Here is a 17628-nt window from a genome sequence, read left to right on the forward strand (position 1 = left end):
TCCGCTGCCGAGGTCGCCGCTGCCGATGCGGCCGCCCTCCTTGGCGAACGTCGAGTAGACGTCGGTCGGATTCATGATCAGAAGTCCCAGCCGTCGTCGTCGGCCGCGTCCTTGACCGGCTCGGGGGAGGCGAACGACTCGCCGACCATGCCGGCGGTCAGCGTGGTGCCGTTGCTCGGGTCGATCAGGATGAAGGAGCCCGTGCGGCGCGAGTCGGCGTAGGAGTCGACCGGCAGCGGCTCGGCGGTACGGATCTTCACGCGGCCGATGTCGTTGGCGACGAGCAGTCCCGGGTGCGGGTGCAGGGACAGGTCGTCCAGCGTCAGCCGGGACGGGATGTCCTTCACGATCGCCTTCACCGTGCGCGTGCCGTGCTTGAGCAGCACCCGGTGGCCGACGGTCAGCGGCTCGTCGGCCACATGGCAGACGGTCGCCTCCACGTCCTGGGTGGTGGCCGGCGCGTCCTTCGTCGGCACGATCAGATCGCCGCGCGAGACGTCGATGTCGTCCTCGAGCAGGACCGTCACCGACTGCGTCGTCCAGGCCACGTCGACCGGCTTGCCCAGCAGGTCGATGCCGGCGATCTTCGTGGTCCGCCCGGACGGCAGGACCGTGACGGCATCGCCGACCCGGAAGGTGCCGGCCGCGATCTGACCCGCGTAGCCCCGGTAGTCCGGGTGCTCGGCGGTCTGCGGCCGGATCACGTACTGCACGGGCAGCCGGGCGTGGCAGTGCGCCAGGTCGTGGCTGACCGGGACGGTCTCCAGGTGCTCCAGGACGGTCGGGCCGCCGTACCAGTCCATGGTCGAGGACGGCTCCACCACGTTGTCACCGGCGAGTGCCGAAATCGGGATCGCGGTGACCTCGGGCACGCCCAGCTCGGTCGCGTACGCCGTGAACTCCTCGGCGATCGCGGCGAACACCGCCTCCTCGTACCCGACCAGGTCCATCTTGTTGACCGCGAGGACGACGTGCGGGACCCGCAGCAGGGCCGCGATCGCCGCGTGCCGGCGGGTCTGCTCGACCACGCCGTTGCGGGCGTCCACGAGGATCACCGTCAGCTCGGCCGTCGAGGCGCCGGTGACCATGTTCCGCGTGTACTGCACATGGCCCGGCGTGTCGGCCAGGATGAAGCGGCGCCGGGGCGTGGCGAAGTAGCGGTAGGCGACGTCGATGGTGATGCCCTGCTCCCGCTCGGCGCGCAGGCCGTCGGTGAGCAGCGCGAGGTCCGGGCCGTCCTGGCCCCGGCTCGCCGAGGCCCGCTCCACGGCCTCCAGCTGGTCGGCGAGGACCGACTTGGAGTCGTGCAGCAGCCGCCCGACGAGGGTGGACTTGCCGTCGTCGACGGAGCCGGCGGTGGCGAACCGCAGCAGGGTGGTGGCCGAGAGTGCCTCGGTCGTGATCGTGCTCATGGCTAGAAGTACCCCTCGCGCTTGCGGTCTTCCATCGCGGCCTCGGACATCTTGTCGTCGGCGCGGGTCGCGCCCCGCTCGGTGAGCCGGGAGGCGGCGATCTCGGCGATCACGGCGTCCAGCGTGGTCGCGTCGGAGTCGACGGCGCCGGTGCAGGACATGTCGCCGACGGTGCGGTAGCGCACGAGCCGCTTCTCGACACTCTCGTCGCCCTTCGGGCCGCCCCACTCGCCGGCGGTCAGCCACATCCCGCCCCGCTGGAACACCTCGCGCTCGTGCGCGAAGTAGATCTCCGGCAGCTCGATGCCCTCACGGTCGATGTACTGCCACACGTCCAGCTCGGTCCAGTTGGACAGCGGGAACACGCGGACGTGCTCGCCGGGGGCGTGCCGGCCGTTGTACAGGTTCCACAGCTCGGGGCGCTGGCGGCGCGGGTCCCACTGGGAGAACTCGTCCCGCAGGGAGAACACCCGCTCCTTGGCGCGGGCCTTCTCCTCGTCCCGGCGCCCGCCGCCGAAGACCGCGTCGAACTTCTCGCTCTGGATCTTCTCGGTCAGCGGAACCGTCTGCAGCGGGTTGCGGGTGCCGTCGGCACGCTCCTTGAGCACACCGCGGTCGATGTAGTCCTGGACGGAGGCCACATGCAGACGCAGGCCGTGCCGGGCGACCGTGCGGTCCCGGTACTCCAGGACCTCCGGGAAGTTGTGTCCGGTGTCCACGTGCAGCAGCGAGAACGGCACGGCAGCCGGGGCGAACGCCTTCAGCGCCAGGTGCAGCATGACGATGGAGTCCTTGCCACCGGAGAACAGGATCACCGGGTTCTCGAACTCGCCCGCCACCTCGCGGAAGATGTGCACCGCCTCGGACTCCAGCGCGTCCAGGTGCGACAGGGCGTACGGGCTGTCCGTACCCTCGCCGCCGGTCGCGGCCTTGGCGACGGTCGTCATGCCAGTCCCCTCTCACTCAGCAGGGCGTACACCGACGCCGCCGACTCCTGAACCGTCTGGTTCTGCGACTCGATCCGCAGATCGGGCGTCTCCGGCACCTCGTACGGGTCGTCGACGCCGGTCAGCCCGGTCAGCTCGCCCGCGGCCTGCTTGGCGTACAGCCCCTTCACATCGCGCACGCTGCACACCTCGACCGGGGTCGCCACATGGATCTCCACGTACGACGTCCCGTTCGTCGCGTGCCGCCCCCGGACCGCCGCCCGGCTGTCCGCGTACGGCGCGATCACCGGCACCAGCGCCTTGACGCCGTTGCGGGCGAGCAGCTCGGCGACGAAGCCGATCCGCTGCACGTTGGTGTGCCGGTCCTCGCGGGAAAAGCCGAGGCCCGCCGAGATGAACTCGCGGATCTCGTCGCCGTCGAGCACCTCGACGCGGTGGCCCTCGGCGCGCAGCCGGCCGGCCAGCTCGTACGCGATGGTGGTCTTGCCGGCGCTCGGCAGACCCGTGAGCCAGACGGTGGCTCCGGTGGTCACGTGGTTCTCCTGAAGATTCTGATGGTTCGTCATCCGTGCAGCCCGCACTCGGTCTTCGCGCGGCCCGCCCAGCGGCCGGCGCGCGCGTCCTCGCCCTCCAGGACCCTGCGGGTGCACGGGGCGCAGCCGATGGAGGCGTAACCGTCCATCAGCAACGGGTTGGTGAGCACGCCGTGTTCGGCGACATAGGCGTCCACGTCGTCCTGCGTCCAGCGGGCGATCGGGGAGACCTTGACCTTCTGCCGCTTCTCGTCCCAGCCGACGACCGGCGTGTTCGCCCGGGTCGGGGACTCGTCGCGGCGCAGGCCGGTCGCCCACGCCTGGTAGCCCTTCAGGCCCTCTTCGAGCGGCTTGACCTTGCGCAGCGCGCAGCACAGGTCCGGGTCGCGGTCGTGCAGCCTCGGCCCGTACTGCGCGTCCTGCTCGGCGACCGTCTGCTTCGGCGTCAGGGTGATGACGTTGACGTCCATCACGGCCTCGACGGCGTCGCGGGTGCCGATGGTCTCCGGGAAGTGGTAACCGGTGTCGAGGAACACGACATCCACGCCCTTGAGTACACGCGAGGCGAGATGGGCGACGACGGCGTCCTCCATCGAGGACGTGACGCAGAACTTCGCGCCGAAGGTGTCGACCGCCCACTGGAGGATCTCCAGGGCGGAGGCGTCCTCCAGGTCACGGCCCGCCTGCTCGGCGAGCGCCTTCAACTCCTCGGTCGTACGGGCTTGCTGAGCGGTCGTCATATCCGGTCATCCCCTCCGTTGTCGGCTCGCTGCAGTCCCCGGGCGAGCAGCCCGAGGAACTTCAGCTGGAATGCGCGGTTGCACGCCGCGCATTCCCAGGCGCCGTGACTCTGCTCGTGCGGACGCAGGTCCTCGTCACCGCAGTAGGGGCAGTAGAAAGGCGCGGCCCGCTCGCTCACGACAGGGCCTCCTCGGAAGCGCGCGCCGCCCAGGTGGCGAACCGCTCGCCCGCCTCACGTTCGGCCTGGAACCGCTTCAGGACCCGCTCGACGTAGTCGGGCAGTTCCTCGGAGGTGACCTTCAGGCCGCGCACCTTGCGGCCGAAGCCCGCTTCCAGGCCGAGTGCGCCGCCGAGGTGCACCTGGTAGCCCTCGACCTGCTCGCCCCGGTCGTTGAGCACCAGCTGGCCCTTGAGACCTATGTCCGCGACCTGGATGCGGGCGCAGGCGTTCGGGCAGCCGTTGAGGTTGATGGTGATCGGCTCGTCGAAGTCCGGCAGGCGGCGCTCCAGTTCGTCGATCAGCTGCGAGCCGCGCTGCTTGGTCTCGACGATGGCGAGCTTGCAGAACTCGATGCCGGTGCAGGCCATGGTGCCGCGCCGGAAGGAGGACGGCCGGGCGGTGAGGTCCAGCGCCTCCAGGCCCTCGACCAGCGAGTCGACCTTGTCCTGCTCGACATCGAGGACGATCATCTTCTGCTCGACGGTGGTACGCACCCGGCCCGAGCCGTGTGCCTCCGCCAGATCGGCGATCTTCGTCAGCGTGGCGCCGTCGACGCGGCCGACCCGCGGGGCGAAACCGACGTAGAAACGGCCGTCCTTCTGCCGGTGCACACCGATGTGGTCGCGCCACTGCTGGAGGGGCTGCTCGGGGGCGGGCCCGTCGATCAGCTTGCGCCCTCCCAGGTACTCGTCCTCCAGCACCTGCCGGAACTTCTCCGCGCCCCAGTCCGTGACGAGGAACTTCAGCCGGGCCCGGGTGCGCAGCCGGCGGTAGCCGTAGTCACGGAAGATCGAGATGACGCCCTCGTAGACGTCCGGAACCTCGTCGATCGGCACCCAGGCGCCGAGCCGCACGCCCAGCTTGGGGTTGGTGGACAGGCCGCCGCCCACCCACACGTCGAAGCCCGGGCCGTGCTCGGGGTGCCGGACGCCGACGAACGCCACGTCGTTGATCTCGTGCACGACGTCCAGCAGCGGCGAGCCCGAGATGGCCGTCTTGAACTTCCGGGGGAGGTTCGAATACGCCTTGTTGTTCAGCACGCGGCGCTTCATCTCCTCCAGCGCCGGCGTGGCGTCGATGATCTCGTCCTCGGCGATGCCCGCCACCGGGGAGCCGATCATCACACGCGGGGTGTCGCCGCAGGCGGTGACCGTGGACAGGCCCACGCCCTCCAGCCGCTCCCAGATCTCGGGCACGTCCTCGATCCGGATCCAGTGGTACTGGACGTTCTGCCGGTCGGTGATGTCCGCGGTGCCGCGCGCGAACTCCTGGGAGATCTCGCCGATCACCCGCAGCTGCCGGGTGGTCAGCGCGCCGCCGTCGATACGGACGCGCAGCATGAAGTACTTGTCGTCCAGCTCCTCCGGCTCCAGTACGGCGGTCTTGCCGCCGTCGATGCCGGGCTTGCGCTGGGTGTACAGCCCCCACCAGCGCATCCGCCCGCGCAGGTCGTTGGGGTCGATCGAGTCGAAACCGCGCTTGGAGTAGATCGTCTCAATGCGTGTCCGCACATTGAGACCGTCGTCGTCCTTCTTGAACTGCTCGTTGCCGTTCAGCGGGGTGAAGTGACCCACGGCCCACTGACCCTCACCACGGTGACGGCTCACCTTGCGGCGGGGCGCGGAGGCGGGGTTCGGCGGAGTGGCGGCCATGGTTCTACGTCCTTCGGGACCGGTGGGGAATCGGCTCTGACCTGCAAAGATGCGCGCACGCGGGCACGCGTGCGCGTCATTGCGCAGGGGGAATCAGGTGCGGGGGGCTCGGCGGTGCTGGGGCGGTCAGCTCGCCGGACAGATGGCGCTGGACATGCGGCCGAGGTCGACGTGCCGCCGACTCACCAAGGCAATTCCAGTTCCAGACATGGCCGAAGCGTGTCACGGCGATCTGGACACAGTCCAGCTTTATCCAACATGCGGACACCCTTGTCCCGGAGTGTGGGACAAGGGTGTCGTCGCTCACATGCGTCGCGGGAGGGCTTGTCCCGCCAGGTCAGAGGGGCTATCAGGCGGGGTGCGCACCGGGCCACGGCCCCGGCGCGGCCACGTCCGGCTCCAGCTCGACCTTGGTGTCGAACAGCTTGAAGCCGCGCCGCTGGTAGTTGTCCATGGCGAACTCGCCGTCCTTGCTGCAGGTGTGCAGCCACACCCGCTTCGTCGGCGTCCGCCCCGGCCACCGCTCGGCCAGGTCCCATGCGCGGGCCGTACCGTACGACAGCAGGTGCCCGCCGATGCGGCGCCCCCGGAAGGCGGGGACCAGACCGAAGTAGACGATCTCCACCACGCCCTCGTCCTGCGGATCCAGCTCCACATAGCCGGCCGGCGTGCCCCGGTCGTAGGCCACCCAGGTCTCCACGCCGGGCCGGTCCAGATACTCCCGCCACCGGTCGTACGCCCAGCCCAGCCGGTCGGTCCACCCGATGTCACCGCCGACCGAGGCATACAGAAAGCGGCTGAACTCGGGGGAGGGAACCTCGGCCCGAACGATCCGGACGTCGTCGCCCTCGGGCGCGCCGGCGGCCAGAAGATCGGCCGGGGACGTCTGCTCCAGAGACCAGGTGGTGACAGGAACGCTACTCATGCGGGCCAGGGAACCATCCCACCACCTGGTCTGTCGATCGAATGGGTCACGGGACGGTGGGGGCGGTGGGGGAGGGGCGGGGCTGTCCGGGGGCGGCGGATCCTGGGGCGGAGATCCGGGTCATGCGGGAGGCGGGCGGGGCGGGGTGTCCGAGGGTCGGCTGGGTCAGGCGGGAGACGGGCGGGTTTTCCGGTGATGGCCGGGGCCGGGTGAGAGGGCTGGGGCGTCCCAGAGTCGGTCGGCCGGGGCATACGGGAGACGACCGGGTATGCGGAGGAGGGCCGGGGGCCTGTGGGAGGGGGTCGGCCGGATCGCCGGGAGACGGCCAGGGTCTGCGGGGGCAGGTCGGGGCCTTCCGGAGATCTCCGGGTCATCCAGGAGACGTCCGGGTCGTCCCGGGGTCGGCCGGGTCGCCCGGAGACCGCTGGGGGTCCGGAGACGGCCGGGGGTCCGGAGACGGCCGGGGGTCCGGGGCGGGCCCGTCAGCCCAGGGAGTGGTCCAGTTTTGCCAGGGGGACTGCGAACAGCATGCGGTCCGACAGGGACCACACCTCGCCCGTCTCCTGCCAGTACGACAGGGAGCCCGCCGCCTCGGCCCAGCAGCGGTGCGAGGCGTCCGCGCCGCAGTGCGCCGTCTTCGCGCCCCCCGTGTCCTGACGCCACAGCCCGCCGTGCCCGTCCCGTGAACCGGGCAGGTGTCCCACATACCAGGACGCGGCTTCCGCCCCGGGCTGCCAGTAGGACAGCACGCCCCGGATCCCGGCCGCCCGGGTCCGGTACGCCTCCACCGCCTTCACCCGGCCGGCGGCATCCGTGGCGAGCAGCCCGCCGCGCCCGGGATCCGTACTGAACGTGTACCGCCACAGCCGGGCGTTCCGGTCGCCGTCCGGCGCGGTCCACTCCGCGGCGACCAGGCTGTCCGGCGCGGTGCCCCGGTCGAGGGCGAGCGCGCCGGGACACGGCGGGCCGGAGCGGGCGCAGCGGCCCGCGGTGAAGTGGTACGAGCCGACCGCGGGCATCACATACCGGTAGCCGTCGGCGGACCAGCCACCGGGCACCCGGCCGATCGCGGGCCCGTCGACACCGACGCGCTCGATCCGGTCGAGGTCGTAGACGTACAGCGCGTCGCCGCTGCCGCTCCCGGTGGTGACCAGCAGCTTGTCCTGGTACCAGACCATCCCGGAGATCTCGGAGGACAGGCCACGGTAGTCCCGGCCGCCGTCGACCGGCACCACCAGCAGCACCCATCGGTAGGCGAGACGGGCGGGGTCGTCGGCGTTGACGAAGGCGACCCTGGCCAGGCCCCGCTCGGCGGCGCGGCCCGTGGCGGTGCTGTGGGTCCAGCCGGCCAGGACCACCCGGTGAGTGCCCCAGACGCCGTCGTCGTCGGCGACCCCGGAGGTGGTCACCGACTGCGGCCGCCAGGCGCCGTCGGCGGAGTCGGCCGGGTCCCAGCAGTACGCGCGCGTGGCGGCCGGGGAGACGGGCAGGGACGCGCGGTCGCCGGAGGAGCAGTCCGCGGACTCGCGCATCCGGCGGTCGGCGCTCGCCAGTACGTCGTCCACGCCGACCGAGCCGTCCATCGCCGCGGACAGCCGGTCCAGCGAGCGGGCGGGGACCAGCTGTTCCCGGAGCTCGAGCAGGCCGGTGTCCGCCGGGGAGGAGAGCGGCCTGAGCGCGCCGGGGCTGTCGGTGACATCGGCCTGGGACACGCTGATCAGGGTGGCGGCCGCGGTGAGCGCCAGCGCGGTCCCGGTCAGGACCGCGCGCAGTGCGGCGCCGCGTCTGCGCCGGCGGTGTCTGCCGCGATGCTTCATCTCGTCCCCTCCTCCGGGACCCCTCCGCCGCCGGGCCGCCGCGTCGGCCGGTGGCGGGCCAACTGAGTCTGATGATCCGTCCGTTGACACGAGAAGCAGCTGAGGAGGCCCTCACGGGATGCTACGGCAGTAACGGCCCGCGCAGGGCGAAGACCCCGCAAATATGCGGAAGATACCCTCACCGATCTGCGAGCCCGCCGCCCTGCGCGGCCGTCCGCCTGCGCGTGATCGCCGGGGCCGTAGAGGAAGGCAGCAGGTCACGAGGGTCGTCGGGGAGGAGCACCTCGATCTCCGCGTCCTCGCGGAAACGATACGGCCGATGCTGGAGAAGTTCCCCGAAATACCGCCGGATCCGCGACATCTCAGCCCGCACCGTCACCGTGCGTGAGGCATCCCCGAACAGATCATCGGCCAGGGCCGCCGCACCACGGCCGGAGCGGTGCGTGGCGAGCAGATACAGCAACTCGGCGTGCCGGGGGCTGAGTTCACGGGACCAGGAACCCGCCGAACCGGTCACCGTCAGCGTACCGCGTCCCCGCCCGGCCAGATCCAGCACGATCCGCGTGGCGGTGCCGAGCGGTTCCTCCGCCGCCCGCAGCAACCAGCCCCCCGCCAGTGGCTCCACGGCGCACGAACCCAGCGCCGGCAACCACCGGCGGCCCGGCACCAGCGACTTGGGCAGCGCGACCCGCCGCACGTACGGCATCCCGGACACCGCCGCCGACCAGCCGTCCCGGTCCACCACCAGCGCCCGCCCGTCCAGCCGCGCCAGCACCGGCGCGGCCACCGCCCGCAGCCGCTCCAGCGAATCCCGGTGCAGCTCCCGCAACCGCGCCTCGGCCAGCTTGGCCACCGAGTCCACCCAGGCGAGCGTCGCCGGATGCATGGTCTCCAGGGGACCGCTGACATCCACGACACCGATCAGCCGGCCGTCCCTGGGGTCGGTGATCGGCGCGCCCGTACACGTCCAGGAGGCGTGCGAGCGGACGAAGTGCTCCGCGGCGAAGACCTGTACCGGCCGCCGTACGACCGCCGGAGTACCCACCCCGTTGGTGCCGACGACGTCTTCCCGCCAGTCCGCGCCGAGTTCGAAGCCCAGGCCGTCCGCCTTGCGCAGCACCTGCGGGGCACCCTCCCGCCACAGCACCCGCCCGTCGGCGTCCGCGACGACCATGATGTGCTGGGCGACATCGGCGACCGAAAGCAGACCCTCGCGCAGCACCGGCAGGACGTGCCGCAGCGGTGACTCCTCGCGCCGGCGCCGCACTTCGTCGGACGACAGCAGCCCCGATCTGAAATCGTGGTCGGGATCGACACCACTGCGCAGCATCCGTCCCCAGGACTGCTGGATCACCGGCCGGGGCGTGATCCTCGCACGCTGACCGGCAAGTGTGGCGTCGCGTACCTCACTGAGCAGCCGCGCCGCCTGTGCCGCGTCCACGGCGGCCAGGCGCGCCACGTTCATCGGCGGGTTCACCACGGGGGTCCTCCCGGAAAGGGCGTCGAACATACTTGTCAAGCCGTCCGGGCGGCGCTTTCCGGCCCGGCTGTGCCTCACATACTGCCGCTCCGGGCAGGCCGGAGGCACACACTCCGCGCACGTGCGCCACCAAGTTGCAACCCCTTGCAACCCTGGTGGACGGTCGGAGGGTGGCCGAGACTTGACCGTGGTGGGGGTGGTGCCGTGTCGGCGCAGCACCACTCCCTCCGGGGGTTAGGCCGCGTTCGCAGCAGGGGGTGCGTGGTGGCGGTTCGTTGACGGCTGCGGGTCCGTTGGGGTTGGTCGCGCAGTTCCCCGCGCCCCTGGGTAAGTCAGGTCGGCCTGCGTTTCAAAGCATCGGGTGTGCTCTGTCCACAACCGATGCCAGGTCCAGGCCCGTTGGCAAGGTACCGAAGGTTGCTCCGTGGTCTCCGCCCAGCCGGGAGGCACAGAAAGCGTCTGCCACCTCCGGCGGGGCGTATCGGACCAAGAGCGAGCCCTGAAGAACCAGCGCCAGCCGCTCCACCACCCGCCGGGCCCGGGCCTCAATGCTCTCCAGGTCGGCGAGTTCGGTGAAGAAGTCCTTCACCGCGCGGTCGAGCCGGTGGTCGGCGCCGTGGGCCCGGCCGATCTCGGTCAGACAGGCGTCCAGCGCGCCCGGCTCCCGCTGCAGCGCCCGGAGCACGTCCAGCGCCTGGACGTTTCCGGCGCCCTCCCAGATGGAGTTCAGCGGCGACTCCCGTACCAGCCGCGGCAGGCCCGACTCCTCTACGTAACCGTTTCCGCCCAGGCACTCCGCGGCCTCCACCACGACGGGCGCACAGCGCTTGGTGATCCAGTACTTGGCGGCCGGCACCGCCAGCCGCAGGAAGGCGCGTTCCTGTTCGCCGCCGTCGTCGTAGGCGGCCGCGAGCCGCAGCGCGAGCGTGGTCGCCGCCTCGGACTCCAGCGCGAGGTCGGCGAGGACGTTGCGCATCAGCGGCTTGTCGATCAGCTTCCCGCCGAACGCCTCCCGGTGTGCGCAGTGGTGGATCGCCTGCGCCACCGCCTGCCGCGTCAGCCCCGCCGAGCCCAGCGCGCAGTCCAGGCGGGTCGCCGCCACCATCTCGATGATCGTCCGCACCCCGCGCCCCTCCTCGCCGACCCGGCGCGCCCAGGTGCCGGCGAACTCCACCTCGGCGGAGGCGTTGGAGCGGTTGCCCAGCTTGTCCTTCAGGCGCTGGATCAGGAAGACGTTGCGGCTGCCGTCGGGCAGCACACGCGGGACCAGGAAGCAGGTGAGGCCGTCCGGCGCCTGGGCCAGCACGAGGAACGCGTCCGACATGGGCGCCGAGCAGAACCACTTGTGCCCGGTCAGCGCGTAGGCGCCCGCCTCGGCGAGCGGCCGGGCCTCGGTGGTGTTCGCACGGACGTCGCTGCCGCCCTGCTTCTCGGTCATGCCCATACCGACGAGCGCGCCGGGCTTCTGCGCCGTGGGCCGCAGCGCCCGGTCGTAGATCATGGACGTCAGCCGCGGCTCCCACTCGGCGGCCAGCGCGGGGTCGGTCCGCAGCGCCGGCACGGCGGCGTGGGTCATCGACAGCGGACAGCAGTTGCCCGCCTCGGCCTGGGTCCAGACCAGGAAGCCGGCGGCCCGCCGGACATGCCCGGACGGCCGGCTCCAGGCACTGGTCAGGCCCGCCGAGACGCCCTTGCCGAGCAGCCGGTGCCAGGCCGGGTGGAAGTCGACCTCGTCGATCCGGTGGCCGTACCGGTCGTGCGTGCGCAGCCGGGGCGGGTGCTCGTTGGCCTGCGCCCCCCACTCCTGCACCTGTGCCGAGCCCGCGGCCCGGCCCAGCGCGGACAGCTCCGCGCGCACCTCGTCGAGCACGTCCGGGCCGGTGTGCCGTTCGACGGCCGCCACGAGGGCCCGGTCGGCGGTGAAGAGGTCGTAGCCGACCAGCTCAGACGGCTGGTTCGTCACGGTGTGGGTGGGTGTGCCTGCCATGATTGCGAACCTACCCGGGACGGCGGCGATGATGGCCTCCAGAGTGGCACAGCGGCGCCCCCGGGCGCGCCGGACGAGGTCGTCCGCCCCGGAAGGTGAGGGCGGTCCGGTGCTGCGGATACCTTTGGGTCGTGCAGCCAGCAAGTGAACCCCCCGAGCGGCCCGCCGGTCGCCTCCACCGGGCCAGAGCCCTCTACCGGAACGTCTCCAAGCGCAGGACCGCCTGGCTGCTGCTGAAGGACACCGTCAACTCCTGCATGGAGTACCGCATCCTGGGCCTGGCGGCCGAGGCGGCGTTCTTCACGCTGCTGTCCGTGCCCCCCCTGCTGCTCTGCCTCATCGGGCTGCTCGCCTACGTCGACACCTGGACCGGCGCCCACACCATCAGCAGCCTGGAGACCAACATCCTCGACGCCTCGCGGACGGTCCTGTCCGACAAGGGCGTGAAGGAGATCACCGAGCCGATCCTGCACGACGTGATGAAGGGCCGCCCCGACATCATCTCCATCGGCTTCCTCTTCGCCCTGTGGTCCGGCTCCCGCGCGGTGAACGTCTTCATCGACACCATCACCGTGATGTACGGCCTCGACGGCGTGCGGGGCATCGTCAAGACGCGGATGATGTCGTTCCTGCTGTTCATCGTGGCGCTGCTGATCGGCTCGGTGGCGCTGCCGCTGATGGTGGCGGGCCCGGACGCGGTGGTCCGGGTGGTGCCCTGGTCGGAGACGGTGGTCCAGGTCCTGTACTGGCCGGTCGTCATCGTCTTGTCGATCGCCTTCCTGACCACCCTCTACCACGTCTCCGTGCCCGTTCGTTCCCCGTGGATCGAGGACGTACCCGGCGCCCTGGTCGCCCTGGCCATGTGGGTCCTCGGCAGCGTCCTGCTCCGGATCTACCTCGTGCACACCATCGAGGGCGCCACCATCTACGGCTCTCTCGCCGCCTCCGTCGCCGTGCTCCTGTGGATCGGAGTGTCGGCCTTCGCCGTCCTCGTCGGCGCGGCCGTCAACGCCGCCATCGACCGGGTCTGGCCCGCCGCCGCCACGGCCGCCGCCCGCGCGGCCAACGAACGGATCCGCGAGGCCCAGGTCGTCGAGTACGTCGCCCGGGCCGCGGCGGCCCGCGAGACGGACCCCGACGACCCCGACATGCCCTCCGAGTTCCCCGAGCGCTGGTCCCGCTTCCTGCCCCCGGAGGACGTCACGGCCCGCCTGCGCACCCACGCCAAGCACGCCCAGCACACGCACAAGGCCAACGGCAGGCATCCGCACGAGGGCGGCAGCGGCCGGCATCCCCACGAGGCGGGCGGGGACGGGGACTCCACCCACTGATCGATCCCCCCGTCCACCTTCTGTCCACCCGGCTCTCCACCCGTGCTCCGATCCGCCTGGTACCGACCCGGATCTAGCGTTTTTCGCAGGCCGACGCAGGCTGACGTAGGCCAGCGCGGGCTTGCGCAGACCCGGCGAGGGCCGGCGCGGTCCGGCCGGAGGCAGGGGCAAGGAGGCGGAGGACGTGGCGGACGCGGCGGAGACGACAGGCCGGGTAAGGCGGACGGGGACGAGGACGGGCAAGGGGACGGGCAGGGGGACGCGGTCGGGTACGGCGGCGCCGAGGAGGGGCGCTGCGGCCTACGGCCCGCTGCTCACGGTCGCCGCCGACATCCTCCTGCCGCTCCTCGTCTACTATGCGGCCCGCGCCCTCGGCACCGGACAGGGCCCGGCGCTGCTGCTCAGCGGCGCGCCTCCTGCCCTGCGGCTGGTGTCCGGTGCGGTGCGCCAGCGCCGGATCGACGGCGTGGACCTGTTCTTCACGGTGCTGCTGGCCGTCGCCGCGCTGGTGTCCCTCATCGGCGGCGGCCCTCGCGTCCTGCTGTTCAAGGACGCGGCGCTGTCCCTGGCGGTCGGCGCCTGGGTTCTCGGCACCGGGTGCACCGGCAGGCCGCTGGCCTTCCAGCTGGGGCAGCGACTGCACCGGGGGCCCGCGGCCCTGGCCCGGGCCGGGCTCTGGGAGGACTCCGCCGAGTTCCGCCAGGCACTGCGCGTTCTCACCCTGGGCTGGGGCACCGAGCAACTGCTCGACGGCGGCCTCGGCACGCTCGCCGCCGCCACACTGCCCACCGACACGGTGCCGCTGCTCACCCGCGTCCTGTCGCTGCTTCTGCTCACCATGACGGCCGCCGCCACGGCTGTGTACGCCCGCCGCTTCCGCACCCGCCACGGCCACCCGCTGCTCGGCGCCCCCGACACCGGAGGCGGCGACGTCCCCGGCACCGGAGGCGGCGACCGTCCGCGGGACGAGAGCCGGGCCCCCGACCGTGCGGGCGCCTCCGCACCCGACGAGGTGCATGCCCCGGCCCCGGCGAAGGGTGGCATACGCACCCCGGCGCCCCCGCGTCCCCCGGCCCGGCGCCCGAGCTGAGTGGGGGGCGCGGACAGGGCACCGGGCGCCGTCGGCGACGTAGGCTGGCACCCGTGTACGCGGAGCGGGCATCCCGGCTGACCGGCGCGGTCGTGTGGACGAACACCCCTGAGGGGGCCGGTGCCGGGCCCGTGCTGCCCGACGGCTGCATGGACCTGTTGTGGAGCGAGGGCCGGCTGCTGGTCGCGGGCCCCGACACTCGCCCCTACGTCCCCGAGGGCCCGCCGCGCTCCTGGGCAGGCGTCCGCTTCTTCCCCGGCACCGCGCCCGCACTGCTCGGCGTCCCCGCGCACGAACTGCGCGACCTGCGGGTCGACTTGGCCGACCTCTGGCCCGCCGACCGGGTCCGCTGGCTGCGCGAGCGTGTCGAGGCGGCGCCCCACCCGGCGGCGGCACTGGAGGACATCGCCCTGGACCGGGCCACGCGGACCACGGCCCCCGACCCGCTGCTGCACCGGCTGGTGGAGCGCCTGGACGAGGGCCGCCCGGTGTCCGCCACGGCCGCCGAACTGGGCATCGGCACCCGCACGTTGCACCGCCGCTGCCTGGACGCGTTCGGCTACGGCCCCAAGACCCTGGCCCGCATCCTGCGCCTGCAGCGGGCACTGGTGCTGGCCCGCTCCGGGACGTCGTTCGCCGAGACGGCCGTCCGCGCCGGCTATGCGGACCAGCCCCACCTCGCCCGTGAGGTACGGGAGTTGACGGGCGTGCCGCTGGGGAGGCTACTCGGCGGCCGGTAGCGGGGCGAACAGGTCGACGCCGTTGCCGTCGGGGTCGTGCACGGTGGCGTACCGCTGTCCCCAGAACGCGTCCCACGGCTTCAGCTCCCCGTGGTATCCGGCAGACACCAGGTCCTCGTACAGGGCGTCGACCTCGGCGGGCGAACCGCACCGGAAGGCGAGCCCCACGCGCCCGCCGCCCTCGGGCGGCCGCCAGCCGGAGTGGAAGGAACGGACGGTGGCCTCGGTGTCCAGTGCGAGCACCAGCCCACCGGGCAACTCGGCCTCGACATGCGGCTGTTCCTCGGCCCCCGGAGGGAAGACCAGCCCGAGGCGACGGTAGAAGGCGAGCGAGGCGGCCAGGTCGGATACCACCACGCCGATCACAGCGAATCGTGCAGTCATGCGATCACCGTAGGGGGGAGGGCGCCGGCCGGTCTTGAAGGAATCGGACACCCGGGGCGGCCTCCCGTGAAGCCCCTTGTGACGCGCCGCCCGTGCCCTCGGACGCTTCAGCCGAAGGTGACCGGTCCGTTGGGGGTGTCCACGGTGAAGGACAGCGCGACCGGTCCCGAGGCAAGCGTCAGACCGGTGCCCAGGGCCGCCAGCGGCCCGCGCACCTCCTCCGGGTCCGGCACCGTGGCGGTCACCTCCAGCAGCGGGGTGACCGGCAGGTCCGAGGCCGCCGGGTGGCGGGAGTCGCCCCAGTCGATCAGGAACGGGACCAGACCGGAGGGATGCGCCTGGCCGCCGTCGGTCAGCCGCCACCGCAGCACGGTGCCGTCCAGGGTACGGCGGCTCATCGGGTGCACGGGCCCGGGGTCGTAGCCCCGCGCACGGGCGGCTGTGATCGCCGCATCCAGGTCGGGCGGGCTGATCGCCCAGGTCAGCATGCGCGGCCCGGTCAACCGGTCGAGCCCGAACGGCCGTGGCCCGGCGGGCTCGGGCTGCTCGGGGTCGGGGCCGAGGATCTCCAGGTAGCTCCGGCCGCCCAGCCCCACCAGATGGTTGCGCGTGCCGAAGCCGGGATGCACACCGCCGGGTGCGGGCGTCACCCCGGTCCGCCGCGCGAAGTCGGCGAGCGTCGCCGCCAGGTCCGGCGTGGCGAGCACGAGGTGGTCCAGGAACGGGGGAATGGCGTTCATGCCCGGGGAGGCTACGTGACGCTTCTGCGCTGAACCGGTTCCGCCGCGGGAGTGAGCAGCGGTCGCGTACATAGAGGACCATGTGAACGGGCGCCGCACGTCACGCAGTTGACCGCTCCTCGGGCGGCGCTGCCGTGCTCGCGCGCTGCACCAGCCGGGTCGACAGCTCGGTGCGCGTGGCCTCCGGGCGTTCACCGTGCATCATCCGCACCAGCAGCCGGAGCGCGGCCGCCACCATCTCACCGAGCGGCTGGCGCACGGTGGTCAGCGCCGGGGCGGCCCAGCGGGCCTCGGGCAGATCGTCGAAGCCCACCACGCTCACATCGTCCGGCACCCTCAACTCCCGCTCCGCAAGCGCCTGGTACACCCCGAGGGCCATCCGGTCGGAGCACACGAACACCGCGGTCGGCGGCTCGGACAGGTCCAGCAGCTCACGCATGCACAGCCGGGCGGTGGCCACGTCGAGGGCGCCGGTCAGTACCAGGCCGGTCAGGTCGACACCGGACTCCAGGCGGGTGCCGGACCAGTTGTACGCCAGGCCGGTGGGCCTGTGGACAACGGTCCTGCGGCGTGCATCAGGCGACCCGGGCCAGATCCGCGTGCCGCACCTCGTGCAGGGGCGGCAGGCCCGCGGCCAGCCGCTCCAGCTCCTCCACGACAATGGTGCCCAGCCTCTCCAGCTCGTTGCCGAGCGAGCCCGCGATGTGCGGGGTGAGGAAGACGTTGGGCAGCCCGTACAGAGGAGAGCCGGCGGGCAGCGGCTCGGGCTCGGTGACGTCGAGGATCGCGCGCAGGCGGCCCGAGACCAGCTCCCGCGTCAGTGCCTCGTGGTCGACCAGCGCACCGCGCGCGGTGTTGACCAGTACGCCGCCGTCCCGGATGAGGGCGAGCCGGTCGCGGTCGAGCATGTGATGAGTCTCGGGGATGTCGGGGGCGTGCAGGGTGACGATGTCGCTGCGGCCGAGCAGCTCCTCCAGCGGCAGCAGTTCCGCCCCCAGGGCGGCGGCCTCGGCCGCGCTCACGTAGGGGTCGTACAGCAGGACCGTGAGGTCGAACGGCCGCAGCAGCTCCATGAGCCGGCGGCCCACGCGGGAGGCGCCGACGACCCCGACGCGGCGCCCGAGGTTGCCGGTGGTCGCGGTCTCGGCGTGGGTCGGCTGGGCATGGGTGCGGCGGTAGCGCTCGCGGTGACCGAAGGCGTCCTTGCCGGCGAGCAGGATCATCGCGAGCGTGTACTCCGCCACCGGCAGGGCATTTCCGGTGACCGCGCTGGACACGGTGACGCCGTGTTTCCACAGCGCCTCGCCGACCAGGGAACGGACCGAGCCGGCGGCGTGCAGGACGGCACGCAGCTTCGGCGCCGCGGCCAGGACGTCGGCGTCCAGACGCGGGCAGCCCCACCCGGTGATCAGCACCTCGGCCGGGGCCAGGGCGTCGGCCACCGCCGGATCGGCGAAGTCCCGTACGACGAGCGCCGCGTCGATGTCGGCCGTGCGGCTCAGCCGGGTCATGAGCGGCGGGGGGAAGAGCAGCGGGAGATGTACCGGATCCATCGCGAACACGGTCCGCGGCGGCTGGGGGCCGGGGGGCATGGCTCTCCTGACGAACGAGAAGAGAAACGTTTTCAGA

General features: G+C 72.2%; 18 protein-coding genes. 3 read left to right on the forward strand and 15 right to left on the reverse strand.

The window, feature by feature from the left end; genetic code table 11:
* Nucleotides 1-77: 77 nt before the first annotated feature.
* From ACWC0C_RS04675 to ACWC0C_RS04725, 11 genes are all read right to left on the reverse strand, one after another.
* On the reverse strand, nt 78-1412 hold the full coding sequence (locus ACWC0C_RS04675) for a sulfate adenylyltransferase subunit 1 (RefSeq protein WP_450861571.1): 1335 nt from the start codon (nt 1410-1412) through the stop codon (nt 78-80).
* Nucleotides 1413-1414: 2 nt separating this feature from the next.
* Nucleotides 1415-2359, reverse strand: coding sequence for a sulfate adenylyltransferase subunit CysD (gene cysD, locus ACWC0C_RS04680; RefSeq protein ID WP_450861573.1), 945 nt, complete (start codon nt 2357-2359; stop codon nt 1415-1417).
* Nucleotides 2356-2892 (reverse strand): adenylyl-sulfate kinase, encoded by a 537-nt coding sequence (gene cysC, locus ACWC0C_RS04685; RefSeq protein WP_450861575.1) that lies wholly within the window; start codon nt 2890-2892, stop codon nt 2356-2358. Before cysC ends, cysD begins: the two co-directional genes overlap by 4 nt.
* A 29-nt stretch (nt 2893-2921) precedes the next feature.
* Nucleotides 2922-3632, reverse strand: a complete 711-nt coding sequence (locus ACWC0C_RS04690; protein ID WP_450861576.1) for a phosphoadenylyl-sulfate reductase — start codon at nt 3630-3632, stop codon at nt 2922-2924.
* Nucleotides 3629-3811, reverse strand: a complete 183-nt coding sequence (locus ACWC0C_RS04695) for a hypothetical protein (protein ID WP_450861578.1) — start codon at nt 3809-3811, stop codon at nt 3629-3631. Before ACWC0C_RS04695 ends, ACWC0C_RS04690 begins: the two co-directional genes overlap by 4 nt.
* Nucleotides 3808-5505 (reverse strand): nitrite/sulfite reductase, encoded by a 1698-nt coding sequence (locus tag ACWC0C_RS04700; protein WP_450861580.1) that lies wholly within the window; start codon nt 5503-5505, stop codon nt 3808-3810. The genes ACWC0C_RS04695 and ACWC0C_RS04700 overlap by 4 nt, the downstream gene beginning before the upstream one ends.
* 126 nt (nt 5506-5631) lie before the next feature.
* Entirely contained in the window at nt 5632-5715 is an 84-nt protein-coding gene (locus ACWC0C_RS04705) for a putative leader peptide (protein WP_309486338.1), read from the reverse strand.
* A 139-nt stretch (nt 5716-5854) separates the two neighbouring features.
* The gene (locus ACWC0C_RS04710; protein ID WP_449194689.1) at nt 5855-6430 is read right to left on the reverse strand and encodes a GNAT family N-acetyltransferase; all 576 of its coding nucleotides are present in this window, start codon (nt 6428-6430) and stop codon (nt 5855-5857) included.
* Nucleotides 6431-6912: 482 nt separating this feature from the next.
* Nucleotides 6913-8247, reverse strand: a complete 1335-nt coding sequence (locus tag ACWC0C_RS04715; protein ID WP_449194688.1) for a hypothetical protein — start codon at nt 8245-8247, stop codon at nt 6913-6915.
* A gap of 178 nt (nt 8248-8425) precedes the next feature.
* Complete coding sequence (locus ACWC0C_RS04720; RefSeq protein WP_450861722.1) at nt 8426-9712, reverse strand: GAF domain-containing protein; 1287 nt, start codon at nt 9710-9712, stop codon at nt 8426-8428.
* A gap of 364 nt (nt 9713-10076) precedes the next feature.
* Nucleotides 10077-11714, reverse strand: a complete 1638-nt coding sequence (locus tag ACWC0C_RS04725; protein ID WP_450861582.1) for an acyl-CoA dehydrogenase family protein — start codon at nt 11712-11714, stop codon at nt 10077-10079.
* Nucleotides 11715-11845: 131 nt separating this feature from the next.
* On the opposite strand from ACWC0C_RS04725, the gene ACWC0C_RS04730 reads away from it, so the two are divergent.
* The 3 genes from ACWC0C_RS04730 to ACWC0C_RS04740 all read left to right on the forward strand — a co-directional run bounded on the left by ACWC0C_RS04730 (nt 11846) and on the right by ACWC0C_RS04740 (nt 14875).
* Entirely contained in the window at nt 11846-13045 is a 1200-nt protein-coding gene (locus tag ACWC0C_RS04730) for a YihY/virulence factor BrkB family protein (protein ID WP_449194685.1), read from the forward strand.
* A gap of 184 nt (nt 13046-13229) precedes the next feature.
* Nucleotides 13230-14135 (forward strand): VC0807 family protein, encoded by a 906-nt coding sequence (locus tag ACWC0C_RS04735; protein WP_450861584.1) that lies wholly within the window; start codon nt 13230-13232, stop codon nt 14133-14135.
* Nucleotides 14136-14188: 53 nt separating this feature from the next.
* Nucleotides 14189-14875 (forward strand): helix-turn-helix domain-containing protein, encoded by a 687-nt coding sequence (locus ACWC0C_RS04740; protein WP_450861585.1) that lies wholly within the window; start codon nt 14189-14191, stop codon nt 14873-14875.
* Here the strand turns inward: ACWC0C_RS04740 and ACWC0C_RS04745 are convergent.
* The 4 genes from ACWC0C_RS04745 to ACWC0C_RS04760 form a co-directional block, all read right to left on the reverse strand.
* The gene (locus ACWC0C_RS04745) at nt 14858-15259 is read right to left on the reverse strand and encodes a VOC family protein (protein WP_450861587.1); all 402 of its coding nucleotides are present in this window, start codon (nt 15257-15259) and stop codon (nt 14858-14860) included. The genes ACWC0C_RS04740 and ACWC0C_RS04745 overlap by 18 nt on opposite strands.
* Nucleotides 15260-15366: 107 nt before the next feature.
* Nucleotides 15367-15999, reverse strand: coding sequence for a VOC family protein (locus ACWC0C_RS04750; RefSeq protein ID WP_450861589.1), 633 nt, complete (start codon nt 15997-15999; stop codon nt 15367-15369).
* A gap of 100 nt (nt 16000-16099) precedes the next feature.
* Nucleotides 16100-16660, reverse strand: a complete 561-nt coding sequence (locus ACWC0C_RS04755) for a LacI family DNA-binding transcriptional regulator (protein ID WP_450861590.1) — start codon at nt 16658-16660, stop codon at nt 16100-16102.
* The gene (locus tag ACWC0C_RS04760; RefSeq protein WP_450861591.1) at nt 16575-17591 is read right to left on the reverse strand and encodes a hydroxyacid dehydrogenase; all 1017 of its coding nucleotides are present in this window, start codon (nt 17589-17591) and stop codon (nt 16575-16577) included. Before ACWC0C_RS04760 ends, ACWC0C_RS04755 begins: the two co-directional genes overlap by 86 nt.
* Between the last annotated feature and the right edge of the window lie 37 nt (nt 17592-17628).

The organism is Streptomyces sp. NPDC001709, from assembly GCF_053596375.1.

Excerpts from the sequence above, each read along its gene's own strand:
- ACWC0C_RS04760 (WP_450861591.1), bottom strand. The coding sequence starts at position 17,591 with ATGCCCCCCGGCCCCCAGCCGCCGCGGACCGTGTTCGCGATGGATCCG.
- ACWC0C_RS04690 (WP_450861576.1), bottom strand. The coding sequence starts at position 3,632 with ATGACGACCGCTCAGCAAGCCCGTACGACCGAGGAGTTGAAGGCGCTC.
- cysD (WP_450861573.1), bottom strand. The coding sequence starts at position 2,359 with ATGACGACCGTCGCCAAGGCCGCGACCGGCGGCGAGGGTACGGACAGC.
- ACWC0C_RS04715 (WP_449194688.1), bottom strand. The coding sequence starts at position 8,247 with ATGAAGCATCGCGGCAGACACCGCCGGCGCAGACGCGGCGCCGCACTG.
- ACWC0C_RS04725 (WP_450861582.1), bottom strand. The coding sequence starts at position 11,714 with ATGGCAGGCACACCCACCCACACCGTGACGAACCAGCCGTCTGAGCTG.
- ACWC0C_RS04745 (WP_450861587.1), bottom strand. The coding sequence starts at position 15,259 with ATGACTGCACGATTCGCTGTGATCGGCGTGGTGGTATCCGACCTGGCC.
- ACWC0C_RS04700 (WP_450861580.1), bottom strand. The coding sequence starts at position 5,505 with ATGGCCGCCACTCCGCCGAACCCCGCCTCCGCGCCCCGCCGCAAGGTG.
- ACWC0C_RS04750 (WP_450861589.1), bottom strand. The coding sequence starts at position 15,999 with ATGAACGCCATTCCCCCGTTCCTGGACCACCTCGTGCTCGCCACGCCG.
- ACWC0C_RS04710 (WP_449194689.1), bottom strand. The coding sequence starts at position 6,430 with ATGAGTAGCGTTCCTGTCACCACCTGGTCTCTGGAGCAGACGTCCCCG.
- ACWC0C_RS04675 (WP_450861571.1), bottom strand. The coding sequence starts at position 1,412 with ATGAGCACGATCACGACCGAGGCACTCTCGGCCACCACCCTGCTGCGG.
- ACWC0C_RS04720 (WP_450861722.1), bottom strand. The coding sequence starts at position 9,712 with ATGAACGTGGCGCGCCTGGCCGCCGTGGACGCGGCACAGGCGGCGCGG.
- ACWC0C_RS04705 (WP_309486338.1), bottom strand. The coding sequence starts at position 5,715 with ATGTCTGGAACTGGAATTGCCTTGGTGAGTCGGCGGCACGTCGACCTC.